The sequence below is a fragment of the Kistimonas asteriae genome (assembly GCF_018263925.1).
Lineage (GTDB): Bacteria > Pseudomonadota > Gammaproteobacteria > Pseudomonadales > Endozoicomonadaceae > Kistimonas > Kistimonas asteriae.
On record NZ_JAEVHF010000001.1, the window covers coordinates 366,430 to 385,616 of the forward strand.

14 protein-coding genes are annotated in these 19,187 nt (G+C 47.6%); 2 read left to right on the top strand and 12 right to left on the bottom strand.

The annotated features are described in order from the left end of the window. Positions 1 to 44: 44 nt before the first annotated feature. Positions 45 to 1,667, bottom strand: a complete 1,623-nt coding sequence (locus tag KHS78_RS01725; protein ID WP_211824571.1) for an NAD+ synthase — start codon at positions 1,665 to 1,667, stop codon at positions 45 to 47. Positions 1,668 to 1,784: 117 nt separating this feature from the next. Here KHS78_RS01725 and KHS78_RS01730 point away from each other — a divergent pair, with 117 nt between their 5' ends. Both KHS78_RS01730 and KHS78_RS01735 read left to right on the top strand, forming a co-directional pair. Continuing rightward, on the top strand, positions 1,785 to 3,440 hold the full coding sequence (locus KHS78_RS01730; RefSeq protein ID WP_211824572.1) for a sensor histidine kinase: 1,656 nt from the start codon (positions 1,785 to 1,787) through the stop codon (positions 3,438 to 3,440). 5 nt (positions 3,441 to 3,445) lie between these two features. Then, positions 3,446 to 4,813: a sigma-54-dependent transcriptional regulator gene (locus KHS78_RS01735; RefSeq protein WP_246505984.1), complete on the top strand. Its 1,368-nt coding sequence runs from the start codon at positions 3,446 to 3,448 to the stop codon at positions 4,811 to 4,813. A 26-nt stretch (positions 4,814 to 4,839) separates the two neighbouring features. Here KHS78_RS01735 and KHS78_RS01740 read toward each other — a convergent pair whose 3' ends face one another. The 11 genes from KHS78_RS01740 to KHS78_RS01790 form a co-directional block, all read right to left on the bottom strand. Beyond that, on the bottom strand, positions 4,840 to 6,558 hold the full coding sequence (locus KHS78_RS01740; protein ID WP_211824574.1) for an EAL domain-containing protein: 1,719 nt from the start codon (positions 6,556 to 6,558) through the stop codon (positions 4,840 to 4,842). 89 nt (positions 6,559 to 6,647) lie between these two features. Beyond that, positions 6,648 to 7,103, bottom strand: a complete 456-nt coding sequence (locus tag KHS78_RS01745; RefSeq protein WP_211824575.1) for a type IV pilin protein — start codon at positions 7,101 to 7,103, stop codon at positions 6,648 to 6,650. 60 nt (positions 7,104 to 7,163) lie between these two features. Further along, entirely contained in the window at positions 7,164 to 7,472 is a 309-nt protein-coding gene (locus KHS78_RS01750; protein ID WP_211824576.1) for a hypothetical protein, read from the bottom strand. Positions 7,473 to 7,474: 2 nt separating this feature from the next. Continuing rightward, a complete protein-coding gene (locus KHS78_RS01755) occupies positions 7,475 to 11,347 on the bottom strand; it encodes a pilus assembly protein (protein WP_211824577.1) in 3,873 nt (1,290 codons plus the stop codon). 183 nt (positions 11,348 to 11,530) lie between these two features. After that, positions 11,531 to 12,103, bottom strand: a complete 573-nt coding sequence (locus KHS78_RS01760) for a pilus assembly PilX family protein (RefSeq protein ID WP_211824578.1) — start codon at positions 12,101 to 12,103, stop codon at positions 11,531 to 11,533. Then, complete coding sequence (locus KHS78_RS01765; protein ID WP_211824579.1) at positions 12,094 to 13,263, bottom strand: PilW family protein; 1,170 nt, start codon at positions 13,261 to 13,263, stop codon at positions 12,094 to 12,096. Before KHS78_RS01765 ends, KHS78_RS01760 begins: the two co-directional genes overlap by 10 nt. A 29-nt stretch (positions 13,264 to 13,292) precedes the next feature. Beyond that, on the bottom strand, positions 13,293 to 14,174 hold the full coding sequence (gene pilV, locus KHS78_RS01770; protein ID WP_211824580.1) for a type IV pilus modification protein PilV: 882 nt from the start codon (positions 14,172 to 14,174) through the stop codon (positions 13,293 to 13,295). A 286-nt stretch (positions 14,175 to 14,460) separates the two neighbouring features. Then, positions 14,461 to 14,904, bottom strand: a complete 444-nt coding sequence (gene fkpB, locus KHS78_RS01775; protein ID WP_211824581.1) for an FKBP-type peptidyl-prolyl cis-trans isomerase — start codon at positions 14,902 to 14,904, stop codon at positions 14,461 to 14,463. Next, on the bottom strand, positions 14,901 to 15,425 hold the full coding sequence (gene lspA / locus KHS78_RS01780; RefSeq protein WP_211824582.1) for a signal peptidase II: 525 nt from the start codon (positions 15,423 to 15,425) through the stop codon (positions 14,901 to 14,903). Before lspA ends, fkpB begins: the two co-directional genes overlap by 4 nt. Before the next feature lie 447 nt (positions 15,426 to 15,872). Beyond that, positions 15,873 to 17,717 (bottom strand): ankyrin repeat domain-containing protein, encoded by a 1,845-nt coding sequence (locus KHS78_RS01785; protein ID WP_211824583.1) that lies wholly within the window; start codon positions 17,715 to 17,717, stop codon positions 15,873 to 15,875. A gap of 269 nt (positions 17,718 to 17,986) precedes the next feature. Further along, complete coding sequence (locus tag KHS78_RS01790) at positions 17,987 to 19,039, bottom strand: hypothetical protein (protein ID WP_211824584.1); 1,053 nt, start codon at positions 19,037 to 19,039, stop codon at positions 17,987 to 17,989. Positions 19,040 to 19,187: the final 148 nt, after the last annotated feature.

Genomic DNA, 19,187 nt, shown 5'->3' on the forward strand with positions numbered 1-19,187 from the left:
GCAGCGTCTTAGGACGCTGCCGTTTTTTATGTGCTATCGCAAAGTTAGATGCCGGGCTTCCAGCCAGATGTGATGGGGTAACGACGATCACGCCCAAACCCCCGCGGTGTAATGCGCACCCCTACAGGCGCCTGACGTCGTTTGTATTCATTAATATCAACCAGCCTCAGCACCCGATAGACAGTTTCCCGATCATATCCCTGCGCGGTGATATACTCCGCACTACGATCCTGCTCAATATAAAATTCCAGGATTCTGTCCAGGTCGTCGTATGGCGGCAGACTGTCTTCATCCACCTGATCCGGTGCCAGCTCTGCTGACGGTGGACGGTCAATAACCCGCTGAGGAATGGCTGGTGACAAACTATTACGGTAACGGGCCAGACGATACACCAGCGTTTTAGGCACATCCTTGAGGACATCAAAACCGCCGGCCATATCGCCATACAACGTCGCATAACCCACCGCCATTTCACTCTTGTTGCCAGTGGTCAGGACGAGATAGCCTTTCTTGTTGGAAATCGCCATAAGCAATACACCGCGACAACGGGATTGCAGGTTTTCCTCTGTGGTATCCCGAACTGTGCCTTCGAATTCCTCTTTCAGCGTCTCCATAAAACCATTGAACATGGGTTCAATAGGCAAGATTTTGTAATCAACCCCCAGGGTTTTGGCTTCTGCCTCCGCATCATCAAGACTCATCTGGGAGGTGTAACGAAACGGCATCATAACAGCCTCTACACGATCACTGCCCAGGGCATCAACCGCAATGGCCAGCACCAGGGCGGAATCAATCCCCCCGGACAAACCCAGCACGACGCCCTTAAAGCCATTCTTGCTCACATAATCCCTGACGCCCAGAACGAGGCTGTCATATACCCGGGCTTCCAGAATTTTACTGTCGTGGGACTCACCCTGGAGAAACTGGCCACTGGCAATATCAAACTCTGCCAGGGATAGAGACTCTTCATGACTGATTGCCGTCATGGCCAGGGAAGCGTCCGGATTCATAACAAAGGAACCACCGTCAAAGACCAGCTCATCCTGGCCGCCCACCTGGTTCACATACACGACTGGCAATCCGGTTTCACGTGCACGCTGGCTGACAACATCCAGACGATAGTCATGCTTGTGGAGGTGAAACGGGGAGGCATTCAGATTCATGATCAGCTGGGCGCCGGCAGCTTTGACATCGGCAGCCGGATCCGGGAACCAGATATCTTCACACACCGTCAGGCCGATCTTGACGCCCTGGCACTCAAACACCCCATAACCAGTGCCTGGTATAAAATACCGCTTTTCATCAAAGACCTGATAATTCGGCAAATGGCGCTTGGCATGACGGCAGATAATCTTTCCATCACGGATTACGACAGCCTGATTCTCCAGACCGTTGTCGCCCATTGCCGGCAGTCCCAGAACCATATCGATGCCGCTGACCGCCGACAGCTGCTCAAGCGCCTTTTCAATCCGCAATGCCAGGCTTTCACGTAACAAAAGGTCTTCCGGGGGATAACCGCACAATGTCAGCTCCGGGAAAACGATAATATCCGCCTGATGTTCACTGCGGGCCTTTTGCGCGCATTCGATGACCTTGCGGGCGTTGCCTTCAATATCACCCACCAGCAAATTGAGTTGTGCTAATACGACACGCAGCGTCGGTGCCATGTAAACCTCTGACTAACGGACTAGAAAGGCAGGGTATTTTCCGTGAAACTTCCCTGCATCACAACGACATGTGTACAATCAACCCTAATAACAGAATAGAAGTTTTCGGGGGCGTCGTTGCAGCATAGCGAGCCAGCCGGCCAGGCACTGCGGGAAAAAGTAGACTGGTCGACGCTATTTCATCAGTCAGAAACACCACTCTTCGACTGGGGAAGCCGATATCGGCTGCTCAGGCTCTACAACCTTTACCGCTGCCTGCTGGGTATGATTCTTTTGGGGCTGTCGCTCACGCCCGTAGCAGAATGGTTATTCAGTTATGTCCCCCAGCGTGAAGTGGGCTGGTACCTGAACCTTTACCTGACCGTCAACTTTGTCCTGTGGCTTGTCCTGACCTTCCGTAACCAACCGGGGACAACCTATACCTTCTTTGTCATCACACTGGACATCATGATGCTCAGCGTTCTGATGCACATGGTGGGGTTTGAGGACAACGGGCTGGCGAATCTTTACTTTGTCCCAATCGTGATCGGCAATATTCTGCTGAAAGGACGTTTGGGAATATTACTGTCAGCAATAGCCACCTTGTTCCTGCTGAGCATTGATATCCATCACGCATTGTTGGGGCGAGTCTCTCAACATGTGGATGCAGGTCTCAGCGGTCTGCTGTTTTTTGCCACCGCGTTGTTTGTCCAAAGCGTCCGGACCCGTTTGCAGTCCTCTGCCCTGGCTGAACGCCTTAGCAGAACCCGAGCCTTCAACCTGGAACGACTAAGCACCAGTATCATCCAGCGTATGCGTACAGGTATCCTCGTGCTGCAGGAGCCGGATACCATTGTGATGATGAACGAGTCTGCCCAGTACCTGCTATCAACAGACGATACCAAGGGGCAGCTGGATGCCCTTTCGCCATCCCTGATGGCCAGTTATCAGCAATGGCTGGCCAATCCCCACCTGCGGCCAAACAGTTTCAACAGCTCACCCGGCTCACCGGAAATACTGCCGAACTTTAGCCGACAGTCATTCGAGCAGACCCACTACGTTCTGGTATTTCTGGATGATAAAGCCGCGCTGTCACAAGAAGCTCAGCGGCTGAAGCTCGCTTCACTGGGCCAACTCACTGCCAGTATTGCCCACGAGATCCGAAACCCACTGGGCGCTATCAGCCACTCAGCCCAGCTACTGGCTGAATCCGATACGATGAATGACATGGATCAGCGTCTGCTGACCATCATTCACAAACATTGCAAACGCGTAAATGGCATTATCAATAACATCCTGCAACTCTCGCGTAAGCAGGGCATACACCCTGAACCTGTATCCTTGAATGCGTGGCTAAGGGAGTTTATTGATACCGAACATTTCCAGGATATTGAAACACCCGATATTCAACTGGAAATGCCGGAAGCACAGATAACCGTCAATGTCGACCTTTCCCAGTTACAACAAGTGCTGCATAACCTCTGCCAGAACGGCTTACGGTACAGTCTGCAACATGCCGGTAAACCCAGTCTGATTCTTCGGGCGGGAATCAGCGCGTCCGAGCATCCCTGGCTGGAAGTTGAAGATTTTGGAGCTGGTATTCCCGATGAATTCACAGAATCCGTCTTTGAACCCTTTTATACCACCGATAAAAAAGGCACAGGTCTAGGCCTCTATATCTGCAGGGAACTCTGTGAAATCAACCAGGCCAGTCTGGGGCTGTTGCCATACCAAAAAGAGCGGGGCAGTGTCTTCCATATCTCGTTCGCTCACCCGAAAAAACTAATAAGCTGACGATGATGACCCATACCAATGTATTAATCGTTGATGATGAGCCCGATATCAGGGAATTGCTCGAAATCACGCTGGGACGCATGAAGCTAACGACCAACGCCGTGGCGACAATCAACGAAGCGCATGAACGCCTTAACCAGTGCCATTATGACCTTTGCCTGACGGACATGAACCTGCCGGATGGCAATGGGATTGACCTGGTTGCCCATATCCAGCGTACGATGCCGCAAACACCTGTTGCTGTGATCACCGCTTATGGCTCCATGGACACCGCCATACAGGCCCTGAAAGCCGGTGCTTTTGACTTTGTTTCCAAACCGGTAGACCTCTCAAGGCTGAGAGAACTGATACAAAACGCCATGAAAGTAAGCACCTCAGCAGAGGTCAGTACCGGCGACAAGATGCAGCTTCTGGGTGAATCCGGTGTCATGCTGCAGCTCAAGAAGACGATTCGCAAACTGGCAAGAAGTCAGGCGCCTGTCTACATCAGTGGTGAGTCTGGCACCGGTAAAGAGGTCGTCGCCCGCATGATCCATGAGCAGGGGCCACGCAGTAGCCACGCCTTTGTGCCCGTCAACTGCGGTGCCATACCGGCAGAACTGATGGAAAGTGAATTTTTCGGGCATAAGAAAGGCAGCTTTACAGGCGCCGTCAGTGATAAGCCCGGTCTGTTTCAGGCCGCCGATGGTGGCACGCTGTTTCTGGATGAAGTCGCCGACCTGCCCCTCCATATGCAAGTCAAGCTACTCAGGGCCATCCAGGAAAAGAGTATTCGACCGGTAGGCAGTCAACAGGAAATTCCTGTTGATGTGAGAATCCTGAGCGCCACCCACAAAGACCTCGGACTGGAGGTGCAAGAAGGACGCTTCAGGCAAGACCTGTTCTACCGCATTAATGTCATTGAACTACTGGTGCCACCGCTGAGAGAGCGAGGCAAGGATGTTCACCTGCTGACTCAGCACTTCCTCCACAAACTGAGCCAGGACTGCGATTTACCAGACGTCACGTTATCAGACGAGGCACAAATCCATCTTGCCAAGTATCAGTTCCCCGGTAATGTACGTGAGCTTGAGAATATTCTTGAGCGCGCCTTTACGTTGTGCGAAGACGACACAATCACGTTAGAGGACTTACAGATTCAATCATCCGTCCCTCCCACTGGACCACAATCTACTATCAGTGATACAGGGGAGGTCGACAACCTGGAAAGTTACCTGGAAGACCTTGAGAAACAGGTCATCATACAAACACTGGAAAGCACCCGCTGGAACAGAACTGCAGCGGCCAAAAAGTTGGGGATTACATTCCGTGCGCTACGTTATCGTCTCAAGAAACTGGATCTGGATGGTCCGGAAAGTGATTTGGCAGAATAAGTAGAAGCGGTTTGCTTAAAAGCAGCTCATTCGTCCATGGAAAAATCATAGTCCATGTCCGGCTTGGGCTGCTGTACAAAGAAGCCCTGGACATAATCAACCTGTGTACGCCAGAAAGCACTGAGTGCATTCGGGTTTTCCACTGGCACAGCAATGGTCTTTCTGTTCAATTTGGTAAGAGCCTTAATCATCTCAGAAACATTCTCTTCCTGTGCTTTGTCGTCTTCCATGTTATTCGTCAATGTAGCATCCAGACGGACATAGTCGGTGGATAGCTCCTCTGCCGTCTTCAAGGGTTTCATACTAAGCCCAAAGTCACACAATGATGTCCTAAATCCAACTTTCTTCGCACCCTGAAGTAAACGCTGTATGTCTTCCCGATATCGCATGGCGTTTTTTTCTGAGAATTGAAAGACCAGTGAATCAGCGCCAACAGGTATTTTCTGTAAAACACCCAAGACCCAAGGCAACAATGTTTTATCCTGCAATGAAGCAGAACTCAGGTGGATAAACAAATGTGCCTTTTTACGCACCTTCTTTCTGTGGATGACCAGCTGTTTGATACTCTGCAGGATTACCCAACGATCCATCTTGGCACCTAGGGCAATTCTGTCTACTTCACCTGCAAATTGCCCAGCAACCACCTCTTTGCCACTGGGATCAACAATTCGCAGTAGCACGGCATAATGCTCTTCTTTGTCCCCCGTCAAACTGATAACCGGCTGATAAAGTAGTTTGAATTGCCCATTATCCAAGGCATATCGAACCAATGCTGATGCATCGCCCTGACAGGCCAATTCCGCCAATTCTTCCTTACTGTCAAAAAGATGCCAGTGATTCAGGCCTTTCTCAGCGGCCCTTGCCAGGGTTTTCTCTATCCTGGACTGCAGCAATTCAGCATCACTCTCTTTATCAACGGGGAGAATACTGATTGCGGTTGCCACCTGAACCACCTGCTCTGAGACTTCTATGACCAGCTCGTCCATAGCACGGGACAAATTATCAGCCACCTGCTTCAACTTTGCCTGATTCTGAGTGCCGACCAGGATATGAAAGAGAGAAGGGAGTGAATTTTCAAGCAATACCTCTTTACCAAGCACGCTTTTAAATTTATCAATGATGTCATTGGCAATTCGGTGAATATTATTTTCTCCCAGTGCAAGCTCAAGCTGTTCGTGGTTTTCGAGACGAATACTCAGGAGTGTAACCAGCTTTCCTTTAGCCGCATTGGCCAAAGCCTTTCTCACTATAACAGGGCTTTTTGCACTGCTGGTTTTTACCCGTTTTTGTTCTTTGGGTGTTTCTATTGCAGGCTCAGGTGGAACAGCGTCAGGCTTTATTTGTTGCTCAGAGTCAACTTTCTCATTGGTTTTTAACGAAGTTTCCGTCAACTTTTCGACAATGATTCGAAGCAATCCCTGCTTTTGATGCAGTAACGGCATAATGGCAAGCTGTACGGGGAGTTGATTACCGCCAGCGTCCACAACCATGCAATTCTTCTGTTCACCGACAGCATTTTTAGCCAAAACATCATCCAGGATCATTTTCAGATCCACATTTTCACACACCAAACGGCCATCAATGACTTGGCCATCAAGTACTGCGTCTTTATCGCCCGCAAATAGCTCCCGTGCTTCTGGATTGGCATAGGTAATACAGCCTTCCAGAATCTGAAGGATAGCGAGCGAAGATGAATCCAGAATCAATCGTTCATAAGATTCAATGTCTGATGGTACTTCATTCATACGGCTCAAACCTCATGAACCGGCCCCCTGGCAAACCTGTTTAGTGCTGTACTCTATAAAGTCTAGTGCAGCTTTGCGACAGGATAGCGCTACCAGCAGTCTGCGGGATCAGTTCTTGCGCCGGAGGAACCCCGGAAACCGACATCCGTCATAAAAATACAGGTACAGTCAGCATCCGCCTGCTGAGAAGTCGACAACGGCGTTGCAATAATCGTATATTGTCGCCGGTTTGGTGACGCGGGCGTCGTAGCGGCTGCGCAATCATCACCACTATCCAATTGACTGTGCACAATTTTGATTGTGTAATGCGATTCCGCCGAACTTGTGGCGCCAGCCCCCAAAAGATCAGACACACTATCCGTATAACGATTGAATTGTGCCATCCAACGTTCTTGCAGAACCGCCACATTCTGTATGGTGATATGGGCGTCAGAGCGACTGGCAGTGCGCACATAGCTGTTGTAGGCTGGAAACGCTATCGCCGTCAAAATTCCGATGATCATCATGACGACAAGCAGTTCTATGAGTGTGTAGCCTCTATTCATTCCCACGGGATTCTCCATTCCCACATGACAGTAAATACGCCGTTACTTCAGCGCTATGACTCAATGCTTCATTAACTGTCGCTTGAACTGTGGGCTACCCATAAGCTCAACACGTCCAACATAGCCCGATTTATTCGTATAGAACTTCACCATAAACCCTTCCTTTAGGAACTGAAGCTGTATTTCATGCCCATCAATTACTGCCTTGAAAGAGTAAGGATCCATGGAATATTCTTTGCTATTGATCGTAATTTTCGCTGTTTGGAAGTCCAGCTTATCAATGCGCCCAGAGCCTTTATAATTCAATGTAGCGGCCCACGTAAAAACCGGGAGCATAGTCAACATCAGTGCCATCATTAATGGTCTCATGATCACTCCTCCAATAAAATCTGACGCCAGGATTGTCGTCCTGTTGTCTGTTGCCCATCGTTTTCATGAATGGTATTGATACTACCGCCAGCACCACTCATTAATTTACATTCCGAACTCTGACAGGGAATGATGGTCGGCTGCTGGACAATACCCTCATTCTTAATCCCTGTAGCGACGATATTATCAGTCGGGTAATTGGGATCTGATGGATTCAGCGTCATGCCTAAACTACTGTAGGAGCTATCCTTTTCATCAAATTCACCATCATCATTTACATCAAAGACATTTTCCTCCAGACGGGCGCCTGAATAGGCATTGACTTCCATAATCCAGCTATCGCCACCCGATTCACACAACCCCCCTGTTGGCATCTGTGTCAAGAAAATAACATTGCCATTCCGAAGGGCGGCCTGCGCTATAACGCGCTCGCCATTATTAAAGTTGGTGATACCACTCTGCTGCAATATCAACTCCATTTTCCAGCCTTTATGGGTATCCCAATCAATGGCATTCGCTGTAGTCTGGCGCAGAGCAACATCCTTTGAGTTAACTTCGACTTCAAATTCCGTCGTGATTTTCTGCTCAAGCAGATCATCATCCTTAACGGTAGAAGTCACACTACTGCCATCATTTTTATCCCAGATTGCATACACACTCTGTGTGCTCTGTCCTTTTCTGGCATTATCCCCTTCTGCGAAATAACGTCCGGTACCAAAATAAACCAAATACCCCTTATTAGGATGTCTGCCAATGGTTGGTGTGGATGTTATCGGTCTGGATGAGCCCGCACTGAATAATGGCCTTGGTCTCCCACTATTACCAAAAGCGACTTCCCAGTTACTTGAATTTCTATTTTTAAAATCAAACTTCCAAAGATCACCATTCAAGTCACCGGCATAAACATAATCAGTAACAAAATCACCATCGACATCAACGGCTGCAATCGATGAAAGTCCATTCGGATTGGTTTTATTACCTGATTTGGTACTGATTTTTTTAATTAGATTGCCATTTCTGATATCGACGACATAAAGCACCGCCTCGCCGCTAGCATCGGCATTCCCTTCCGTACTGTTATAACCATTACCAAAAATTGCCACCCAGTCACCGCTCGCCAGCTTGGTCACCATGGGTTTACCAAAGGTATAACCCATGTCATCATCATCGTCAGGGGTAAATTCCCACAAAGCAATTTTCTTTGCATTAGCTTCAGTAAACTGAGATGGATCCGTCACATCCAGGGCATAAATGGCTTTACCGCCGGCACCTAACCCTCCAATCAGAACCGTTTTCCAATCCCCCTCCGTTCTGCCACTATTCGTGTAAAAATAGGCATCTACGGCATTGGGGTTAGCATCCACATAAAAGCGATGGGGATAGTGCGGAAGGACTAATTCATGCAAATTCGGAAACAATATCGGTGACACATAACCCAGTTTTTCATCACCTGTCGCTGCATCAAAGCCATGCACCATGCCGTCATTCGCACCGACATACACCATAGGGCTTCTACCCTTATGGGTTTTCTTGAAATCAGAATACAAGCTGCCGGAAGCAATAGCATCCGGGTATTGGAAATTAGGGTATCCAACATAGACCGGGGATGAATTAACAACATCCCCCATCCGACTGGACCTCTGCCTGAAACCATTTTCTCCTTCAAAGGTCTGACTACCCCGGATGTAATTCAACACCTCATGACGATATGCATCGGAAGACGCCGTACTGGTGCTCAAGTTCACCGGAACCTGGCGACTACTACTTACTCGCAAGGCATCATAAAGCGCTGTGTTTCCGGCAGCATTGGTAAATGGGCTACCTTCGGTTGTGCTACCTGCCGTACGCTTTCTGGTAATAATCACGCGGCGTGAGTGCCCACTACTCCCCAACGCCGCCAAACGGCTTTTAGCAGACCAGTCGGTTCGCATGGTTCCATCGGGGTTTTTCACTACTTTGCCATCACCATCGATATGAATGGCTACCAGATCACCCGCCCAGTCCTGGGAGTCAAAACGTGCCTGAAAAATACGCCGATCCGTCTGCAGTGAAGTTGAGCCTATGGCTAACTGTGCAACAGAGCTAGTAACGTTAATAATATTTTGGAAAACGTCGTTAAGCTGCCTTAACAGCGAGAAATAATTTCTGGCTGAAAAATAAGCGCCGCCGGAATTAAAACTCGCATGCCAAAGGTCATCAAATTTGTTTGCGCCCCAATCATCTTTCACTTTCAAAGGGGGATTGGGCCAACCATCATCATCCGTATCGACCTGTTTACCAATCTGACCAAAAGTAATACCTATCGTGCTCATATGCTGTTTTTTGTTTGTATTGTTATCACCCAGCGGCACTTCATCAGCAAGGTCTGTACGAAGGTCATTCTCATAATGGTACAGGGCCACATCAGACACCCATCCGACGCGCTTATCATAATCAGTATCACCGACAGCACGTTCTTCTCCAAACCATTCCCCATCGGTCAAAAGCATCGTATAATTGAGCTGGCATTCACTGATGATTGGCGCACCAGTGCCGGTTCGTCGATAAGATTGACCCGCTCGATGTAATGCCTTCGGTAACGGAGTCCCTCCATCCCCTCGACTTCTTTTAATCAACTGAGCGATAATCTTTTCATTATGTTTCGCATTACCAAACTGGGTATCTGGAAAATCAACAATAAGGTTGCTCTGGTTGATATAACCCAGGGCATAACGAACACTGGGAAATGAGTCCACGATCTTGGTTGCAGAAGCAACAACACTGAACATGCGATTTCGGTAATATTGATGCCAGTTCGCATAGTTTTGCTGACGTTCTGCCACTGCAGCCGGGTCGGTGATATCTGCGTTTTGCTCAATACGCTGTATCACTTCCGGCCCTAAGGGGCCATCCCGATATTCAAACGTGACCCGCCATGAACGTACCCTGTCTGCACGTAATTGGAAGATTGTGTGATCATCCCACCAGTCAATCTGTCCATTCGGGACTCTTTCATAATTAATCTGACTGTAACGACGCGGCCTGTTCCCGGTAAAACCCGCCGTATCCTCAGCAACAACATAAAATCTGTCAACAAGATCGACAATCGCCGAATAATTCATCGAACCCGCCGGATGATTAAAATCCCGAATACCTGGCAGGGGATGATTACGTGCTGCCCTGAAATCCGCATCCGACATATCAGCCCAAGGCGTATAGGTTACCGTTGCGTCATAAAAGCTGGCTTCCATATCAGGCGTATACCCCCGCCAGTCACCAACATTACCGCTAGAATCGCCTACGAAATGATCAAAACCCTGATCTTGATTCTCTGAGGCTCTACTACTAATTGATGTATTATTAAAAGCGCCACACGCTGCGTTAGCTACATTTTCAGTCGTTCGATATAATTCAAAGGAGCGAATAAATTCACTAGTACCAGGGTTATTCCGACCTGAACCCCAGTCCCCCCCAGTATGATTTGTTCCACGATATGCACGTATTCCAAAACCGGGTCTAAGCCGAAATGACCGGGTCTCGACATTAGGTAAAAACGTTTCATCATTGGCATAACATCTTTCTGTGCCCCGATAATTAGGATCTTCATAAAAACACACATTATCTTGTGTTTGAAATGGCGCCTTAGTTGGCGAAAAAGAATTACTTCCATCATTGCGGTAAGCACACAGATTCCAGGCAGGTTGCCATAGTTTGCGCCAGTTCATCGAACCAGAATCATCCAGCATCATAATGACATTAGAGGCAGACGCCTCCACCAGAAATAATGGTTTCTGTGCAATCATCAAACCTGTGGCAGATACATATCCGGAGAAAAGAACCCCACTCACAGAGAGGTATAAATACCGCCTGGCATGTTGTATTGCAGCTAGTATCATATCCCGAATCCTTTCTGCTTTATCCAGTTCGCATCCCGCAGTATTCCGGCGGAATACGACGATTCCTTTAACTATCGTATATTCAACAAATATAGAGTGGCTTTTCCTACAAACGCCACATTTTTCATAATTCGCTTCTTCTGAGCTACCCGATCACCTTCTCAACAAATCGATCATTGAATATCAGGGAGTCAGCCTAACCGCCAGGATACTTTGCACCATGGTCAATGTTCTGGGACGGTCACCAGCATTGGCATTGGCAACGGTATACGTCGTATCAGTACCCAGCGAAGTCACCCGGAAATAATAGATTTTTGAGCTGGAAGAACTTCCTACGCCCAGCGAATTATTCACTTCCTTAATATACTCGATGATTATCATGGTAATACCCAGACCCGCCTGATCCACGATATTCGCATCACTGCCAGTGAGCACCTGCCCATTGGCGTAAACCGGCACACTGGCCCAAAAGCTGGTATTCAGGTAATTGGACGACAGACTGGAATAATAGACGCCCTCGCCTGTCAACTCACTTTCCAGTGTGGCAAATGATGAGTAGTCCAGCAGGCGGTTCTCTATGGATCGCAATCCCAGCTCCGCATTCTGGAACGCCGTTTCATGGTCCACATTGCCACGGGCCATGCGCTGCTCCATGATGGCATTATCCAGGCTGGTCGTACCGAGCAGCGTGAGCACCAGCAACGTGATCAATGCCATAATCAGGGCACTGCCAGATTCATGCCTGCCTACATCCATGGCATGGCCCCCAGCGTTCGATTACGCAGGTTGATGGTCATCGACATCTCCCGTCGGAATCGCCGATCCGTCGGTGTGTAGGTTTTGCCGATATAGCTATAATCTTGGCTCGCGGCACTCACAATGAAATCATTGGTTGTTTCAACCAGCAGCCACATTCTGACACTGACGACACGACTCCAGTCTGTCACCTTATCCGCTGTGACATAGCGACTGGCAGCTATCTGACTGGTTGTACCGGTCGTTTCACCATAAACAATCTGCATGTTGGCAATGCCTTCCACCAGCTCTTCTGCATCATCAAGCGTGCCATCAGCCTTAATGCGTTTACGATATAAAGATGGATGATTGCTGGCTGTACTGTCTCTTTTGCCAATATAGTACTGAACACCCCGTATGATCACGGCCTCCATATTTCTCATGGAAGTCAGTTGTGATGTTCCACCACCATTACCTCCCAAGGTAATGACGCCTGTAGTGCGATTGAAATTGGTTGCCTTGACGATAAGTGTCTTTTCACAATCACTGACAATCAGAATTCTGTCATTCGCATCTGCGGCACCGCCAGCCTCAGGAAACCCGATGGTTGAAGTACCATCCACGGTTAAACTGGTAGCCGTCGCACTGGTAATATTGAAGACATACGGTTCAATACCCCAGATTCTAATGATATCCGACCCTCTCGCTGCCGTACTGCTTGTAGGAGGCATATTATTCGCTTGGGCACCGCTTGTTGTTGTCCAGCTCGCCGAGGACTGGGCACTTAAGCTCCCCCAGGAGGCAGGCGTCAACGTGTCCGAATACGCGGTTCCACTCGCCTCCCAGCCCTGAATTCCCCGCTCTGGCTGAAAAACCGTCCCGCTTGAAGTGATCAAGTTGTCAAACGCGGTATCACGTTTACTCACACAGCCTTTATAACCGGCCACCCTCAAATCACCACCAATGAGATCAAAGGTAAAATTCCCAGCCTCTTCCACACTGCTCATGGCATCCCTGATCAGGAAATCCCGTTTACTGTTAACCAGTATCTGCACAGCGCCCAGCAGCATAATGGCACCGAGCAACAGTGAAACCATCACTTCTACAAGGCTGGAGCCTTGCTGTCTGCTCAGAGCCATAGCGCAATACTCATCGGATGCTTTTAAGGTTTTATCGTCCATTGAATGTCGAAATCCAATCACACTGAAATTTATGGTTCGAACGTCATCATGTAACTTAAATCCCCGTTGATATCGAATGCGAACGGGTTATCGAGCGTACCGTCGTTATTCGTATCCCAGACAATCCAGATGCTGTAGACCGAACCATCATTACTACAAGCCGCTGTGATAGCCGCTTGCGCATCTGCCGCACCGGCAACATTAGTCGCAGTATTCGAACTGTTGATCGCCCGTTGTGCCTGAGCTGCAATCGTCTGAGCCATCGGATTCGCAGCTACGCCAGCTGGAAACAATGCATTCAGAACCTGCTCGGATTGTTCAGCGGATTGTCTCGCCAAATCTGCAGCATTAGCGGCATTACCCGCCAGTGAAGCAGCCTCGGCCTGCTGAGCCAGGGCTTCAGCCTGTGCTGCTTGGGCCTGTATGGCAGGCGTCGTACCAGGCTGCGTAGAAGCCAGATTAACAACCTGGCTGGCAATAGAAGTCGCCGCTGTACTGGCAAAACCAGTACCGCCATCTGCGGGTGTACCATCCCTGCAGACAAGCCCCAAACCACCGGGAAGATTGTTCTCAATCAGTTGGTTCCATTCCCAGATATCATTTCTGGCCATTTCCTGCGCCGTACAGCCGGATGCGGTGTAACAACGGGACACCTGCGTAAATCCTGTTGTTATCAATGAATAAAAATTACCATTAACACCTTCTGGGTTCGCCCGCATCCTGTCGGCAATATTAATGGCCAGACTAACCGCCTTGTGTTGAGAAAAAGCCTGATGATTGATACGAAGTGAGGTCGCCTGTAAACCGGCAAGACCGAGCAAGCCTACCGTCAGAATGAACAGCGTTACCAAATTTTCAATGAGGCTGAAACCAGCCATCGCCGCTGGCGGGCGGTATGCACCGTCTGGCATAGTTCGTCCTTGATATCACTGTTTGCAACAGCCATCCATAACTGTTGCCACAAACTGTCCCTACTCGTTATCTCTCATTAATAATCTAGAACGACCAGAAAGGAATAGAATCAAAACAGGCTTATACCAAGATTAACGCTATAAGAGGCCTGATAAGCGGTATGAATTGAAACGGGCATGCAGAAAGCGACAAAATACCGCCATACTTGACAGCGTTTTGAGCGAAAAGATGTGAGACAGCCATCCGGAAACATCGCCCGAAAATGACTTCAGGCGACTGTGCAGCTTAATCGGCGTCAAGCACTTCCAGGATTTCCACCTGAAACATCAGATGCTTGCCCGCCAGAGGATGATTGAAATCAATCGTGACCCGCTCATCATCAAAATCTGTGACAACACCCGGCAACTCTGAACCCGATTTGTCGGCAAACGAAACCACCAGCCCTTCAGATAGCGCCATCTCAGGATCAAACTGGCTTCGGGGCAACATCTGAACATTCTGGGGATTTGGCTGGCCAAACGCATGCTCCGGTGCGACCGTGAACGTCTCACCATCACCTTCTTTCATACCAGTGAAGAGAGCCTCAAAGGCGCCAGGCAGATTGCCGTCACCTACCACAAACGAAGCAGGCTTCCCCGTAAAGGTGCTGTCAACCACTTCACCACTCTCAAGCTTCAGCGCAAAGTGCATGGTCACCTTGCTGCCGGCTGTAATCACCGGGGTTGTCATGTGTTCTGCCTGTCCTTATCGGTATCTGTCGGTTGGGGGTGGATAAACATATCCAGGATCAGTAAACCAGCGCCCAGTGTAATAGCAGAATCTGCCAGATTAAAGGCTGGGAAATAGTAGCGATCGTAATAAAACAGCAGGAAATCCACCACATGTCCCAACGCAATCCGGTCCCAGACATTGCCCAGCGCCCCCCCAAGAATCAACGCCAGGGCCACAGCCTGGAGTTTTTCATCAGATCGTAACCGCTTCATCCAGATCACCAGCACCACACTGACAATCAATGCTATGGAGACAAAAAACCAGCGCTGCCAGCCAGAAGCGTCACTGAGAAAACTGAATGCCGCCCCCGTGTTATAAGCCAGCGTAAAACTGAAAAATGGCGTAACGGGCACCTGCTCATACAGTGAGAAGTGATTATTGAAATAATACTTACTGAGCTGATCCAAAACGATGACGACCACGGATAGCCAGAGCCAGCGCAGCATGGGATATGAGCGAGACGAATGCAGAGCAGTCATTGAGCAGTATTCATCCTGTTATCAATAACGGAAGTGAAGGCAATAGGCCGGTATTCTCAAGCCAAAGGCGGTGGATGTACAGTCTTTGTGCGAAGAATGAATGATACTATCTGCTCTTTCTCTGACAGGCTTCAAGGTCCATCTCAGAAACTGACTTGTAAAGCGTTAGACTTGAACAGGCGCCATTTCTTAACGTCCACGATACCCTAACCTGGATATAAGAATACATAGAAATAGACACTAGACGTTCGATGAAAATGCAAAGCTAGCTCATACACGTGAAACGGGTAAATTCGACAAGATTTGTTGGTAATACTCGTTAAACGTTACCCGATAAAACGAGGGACTCCCTACGGCATGAAGCCCCTTACACCAGACCAGCAACCTTTAGTCATGCCCTAGTATTTACGACATATTATCTGTGGTGTCTTTAAGTATTCATCATAGCTAAGAGGCCTGATTTTCTTGGTTTATTACAATCAAAGGTTGAGAGACACTATCACTTGATGATGCACTGGTATCAGTAATACATCTTGAACGTACAAATTGTTGAAGAGAAGGCGCGATAGGTAATTGATCAATATCTAATCGTTTGTGTAAAGCACCGCGAACAACATGACTGATCTGACTCTGCAATGAGAAACACGAATGCCAGCCTCGCTTGTAAGGTTCAACAGGCTTCAAATCTATGAATGATCTATATTGCTGTTCATCATTTGCAAAGATTTCCTCAAGCATAGCTCTAGGCGATGAGTATCGGGAGCCTGGAACTATTTTATCCAGATCAGCACCAGACCTTATCATTCTCCTGATAATTTCTTTCAATGCCTCTGCATCCGAATCTGTATACCCCTCCAAGGTCGCTCTTAGGTCCATAATTGCAACTAATAAAAGACTTCTCCCCAAGTGCTCAACCTGCTCAATATTGGCTCCAGCATCCATAAGAAAATGGGCAATTTGTGGGCGACGCCCTATCGCAAAGTACAAAGGCGTCCTTTCTCCACCATCAGTTTTATCTATGTTGGCACCTTCCTCTAACAGCCGTTTGACTACCTCCAAATTCCCTTGCTGAGCAGCATAATGTAAAGGTGCACTTTTTTTTATAACCGAAAAATCTCTATAAGTATCGATTGAACCTGGTGTTATTGCTTGATTCACATTAGCCAGAGATTCAACCAAACCCTTGAACGCTGCCAGATTGTTTTCATAAGCAGCAATGTGTAAAGGTGCCATACCACGGCTATCGGACTCGTTTACAGCAGCACCTGCATCTGCGAGGAGCTTGACTGTCTCTTCATAATCGAACTCCCGACGATCTTCAGAACCCAAGCTACACCCCCTTGCTGCGCAATGTAATGCTTGTCTTCCTTCATAATCAGTAAAAGTGACATCTGCTTTAGCATCCACCAATGTGCGTACAATATCACTGTAGCCCCAGGTGGCAGCCTCGCATAAAGGCGAACTCTTGTATCTTTGACTTGCTACATTAACATCTGCTCCGGCGGTTACCAGATGACTCACCGCCTCACTATGCCCACGTGCTGATGCAAAGTATACGGGTGTTTTTCCATCGCAATCACGCAGATTTATCTTACTACCTGCTGCTATCAGAATAGGTACAGCTCCCGCACAACCGCTATAGGCGTTAGCAGCGTTATGTAAAGGTGTCCTGAGAAACTCATTGAGCTTGTGAATCATATCAGGATTGGCATTCAGTAAAAGTCTGACAGAATCGGTATCACGACTAGATGCCGCCAAATGTAACGCGGTATTTCGACCATGGTCCAGATGATCAGTCCTGACACCGAACTTTATCAAGAGATCAACGCTCTTTGGCTGACTATTTAATGCCGAATTTCCCAATGGGCTATGACCATATTTACCTTCTGATTCAATATTTGCATCATAAAAAAACAAAAGATTAACAGCGTCTGTGTTTCCATATATAGCGGCATTATGTAGGGGTGTACAGAGATTTTTATCAGCCAACTCCATGTCCGCGCCCTTCTCTATCAATAGCCCAACAACAGCGCTTTGCCCATGGGTTGCAGCAACATTCAAAAGCGTTGAATTGTCTTCATTCATCGTATTGATATCGCTGTAATGGGTTAGAAGACTTTCGATTTCAACAGGCTCTACGGTTCGATCCCCAATCAGCAATGCATGGATTTGGCCGTATATATCTTCGTCACTAAAAACACTTGATTCCAGCTCAGCAGCACTTATTCCTGCGGCTAAATGTCCCGTTGCCGTGGTTGCCGTGGTTGCTGTTGTTCTAGGTAAACCTTCCATATACATTACCGTTAAAACTTGAAAAATTATAAACCCATAAATAAACACACATCGGTGTGTACAGTTAGAGCAATACCTAACCTAATTGTTAGAAACACAAACAATCATTAAAACATCAAATCTCACAAATCATAAGTTAAACCTTAATAATTTAAACCAACAACCGAATCCACAAAAAATATTATATTAAAAACCATTCCACTGATTGTTTTTAATGCAGAAAGCTTTACCCCGACTGACTACGCACACAAAACAAAGACCACCAATAATTAACCGACACCTTTTTTAATAACAAACATTCTTATATACAGAATCTTTGCATACTCTTGCACATCCCCTTTACTTGTCAGATTTTCACCATTTAAGGCTTCGACCATCCCACCCTCGATTAACTTATCATTCAAAGCCTGCATAAAAAGCTCGTTACTTAACGAAATACTCTGTTTCTGACAAATCAGATATACTATCAGTCTTTTTCTGACCTTTTCTTCTCGGAGTAAAACCAAACTGGAGCCCAATAACTTCATCATCTGTACTTCGCCTGGCATGTCAATCGAATAGCGTCTCAAGCCATGCTTAATGAATAGCTCAGGACAATTACTCTCCAACTGCTTATATATTTTCTGTTCAGCTTTTTCCAAAAATTGCTTTTTGTTACCCTGAGCGTGTTTTAATGGCACATTGACTGACCCCAACAGTATTGTAAAAACCTTACCTATGCCTTCAGGTGGCAACCGACCACGAACTCGCATCAATCGGGCATAACATATCACGACTTCAGCGACCTCCTGATCTGACAGCATTGGAACTTCAGATTCAGCCAATGCACCAAGCATGAGATCAAACTCTTTTTGACTCAGTGCCAGTGACTTACCATTCCATCTAACATCCAGTAACTCCTTGTTAATGCTGTCCAGACATTCACAGGATAATCGTTGAGAATGGAGTATGACTTGGCTACCAGCAGGATCGTGAATACCTCCACTCGTGTCAGCAGTTGTAACATCCTCCTGATTGACAGATATCATTGACTCTACAGTGGCTTGTCGATCAAATTCGCTAGCGATACATGATTCGGTTGCATTCCCTGTCATTAGGGTATCAACAGACGCCTTAGTCACTCGCCGCTCAAAAATAGAGGCAACCAATTTTTCAATCGCATGCCCAACACGATATAAGCAATAATAAAAACGATTAGTCTCGCTCTTGCTCTGTATTTTGGCCAGCCAATACCTGAAGCGAGATAAACAGACACATTCTGAATGAGTGTCAGATTCTTTATTCGAGCCAGATGGAACACGTATATTTTCTGTACGAATCATGTGCGATTTCTGCACCCTATATGTTTAGTAACATATAATTTTGACAACCGAGCGATCAATTATCATTGTCCGCCAGCCTAACGAAACCATCAGAATCACTAACAAAAGCACTATTCATAAAAAACCCGCAGCATGCTGCGGGTTTTTC

Coding starts and splice junctions, on each gene's coding strand:
- KHS78_RS01725 (WP_211824571.1), bottom strand. CDS start 1,667: ATGGCACCGACGCTGCGTGTCGTATTAGCACAACTCAATTTGCTGGTG.
- KHS78_RS01735 (WP_246505984.1), top strand. CDS start 3,446: ATGACCCATACCAATGTATTAATCGTTGATGATGAGCCCGATATCAGG.
- KHS78_RS01740 (WP_211824574.1), bottom strand. CDS start 6,558: ATGAATGAAGTACCATCAGACATTGAATCTTATGAACGATTGATTCTG.
- KHS78_RS01745 (WP_211824575.1), bottom strand. CDS start 7,103: ATGAATAGAGGCTACACACTCATAGAACTGCTTGTCGTCATGATGATC.
- KHS78_RS01750 (WP_211824576.1), bottom strand. CDS start 7,472: ATGAGACCATTAATGATGGCACTGATGTTGACTATGCTCCCGGTTTTT.
- KHS78_RS01755 (WP_211824577.1), bottom strand. CDS start 11,347: ATGATACTAGCTGCAATACAACATGCCAGGCGGTATTTATACCTCTCT.
- KHS78_RS01760 (WP_211824578.1), bottom strand. CDS start 12,103: ATGGATGTAGGCAGGCATGAATCTGGCAGTGCCCTGATTATGGCATTG.
- KHS78_RS01765 (WP_211824579.1), bottom strand. CDS start 13,263: ATGGACGATAAAACCTTAAAAGCATCCGATGAGTATTGCGCTATGGCT.
- pilV (WP_211824580.1), bottom strand. CDS start 14,174: ATGCCAGACGGTGCATACCGCCCGCCAGCGGCGATGGCTGGTTTCAGC.
- fkpB (WP_211824581.1), bottom strand. CDS start 14,904: ATGACAACCCCGGTGATTACAGCCGGCAGCAAGGTGACCATGCACTTT.
- lspA (WP_211824582.1), bottom strand. CDS start 15,425: ATGACTGCTCTGCATTCGTCTCGCTCATATCCCATGCTGCGCTGGCTC.
- KHS78_RS01785 (WP_211824583.1), bottom strand. CDS start 17,717: ATGGAAGGTTTACCTAGAACAACAGCAACCACGGCAACCACGGCAACG.
- KHS78_RS01790 (WP_211824584.1), bottom strand. CDS start 19,039: ATGATTCGTACAGAAAATATACGTGTTCCATCTGGCTCGAATAAAGAA.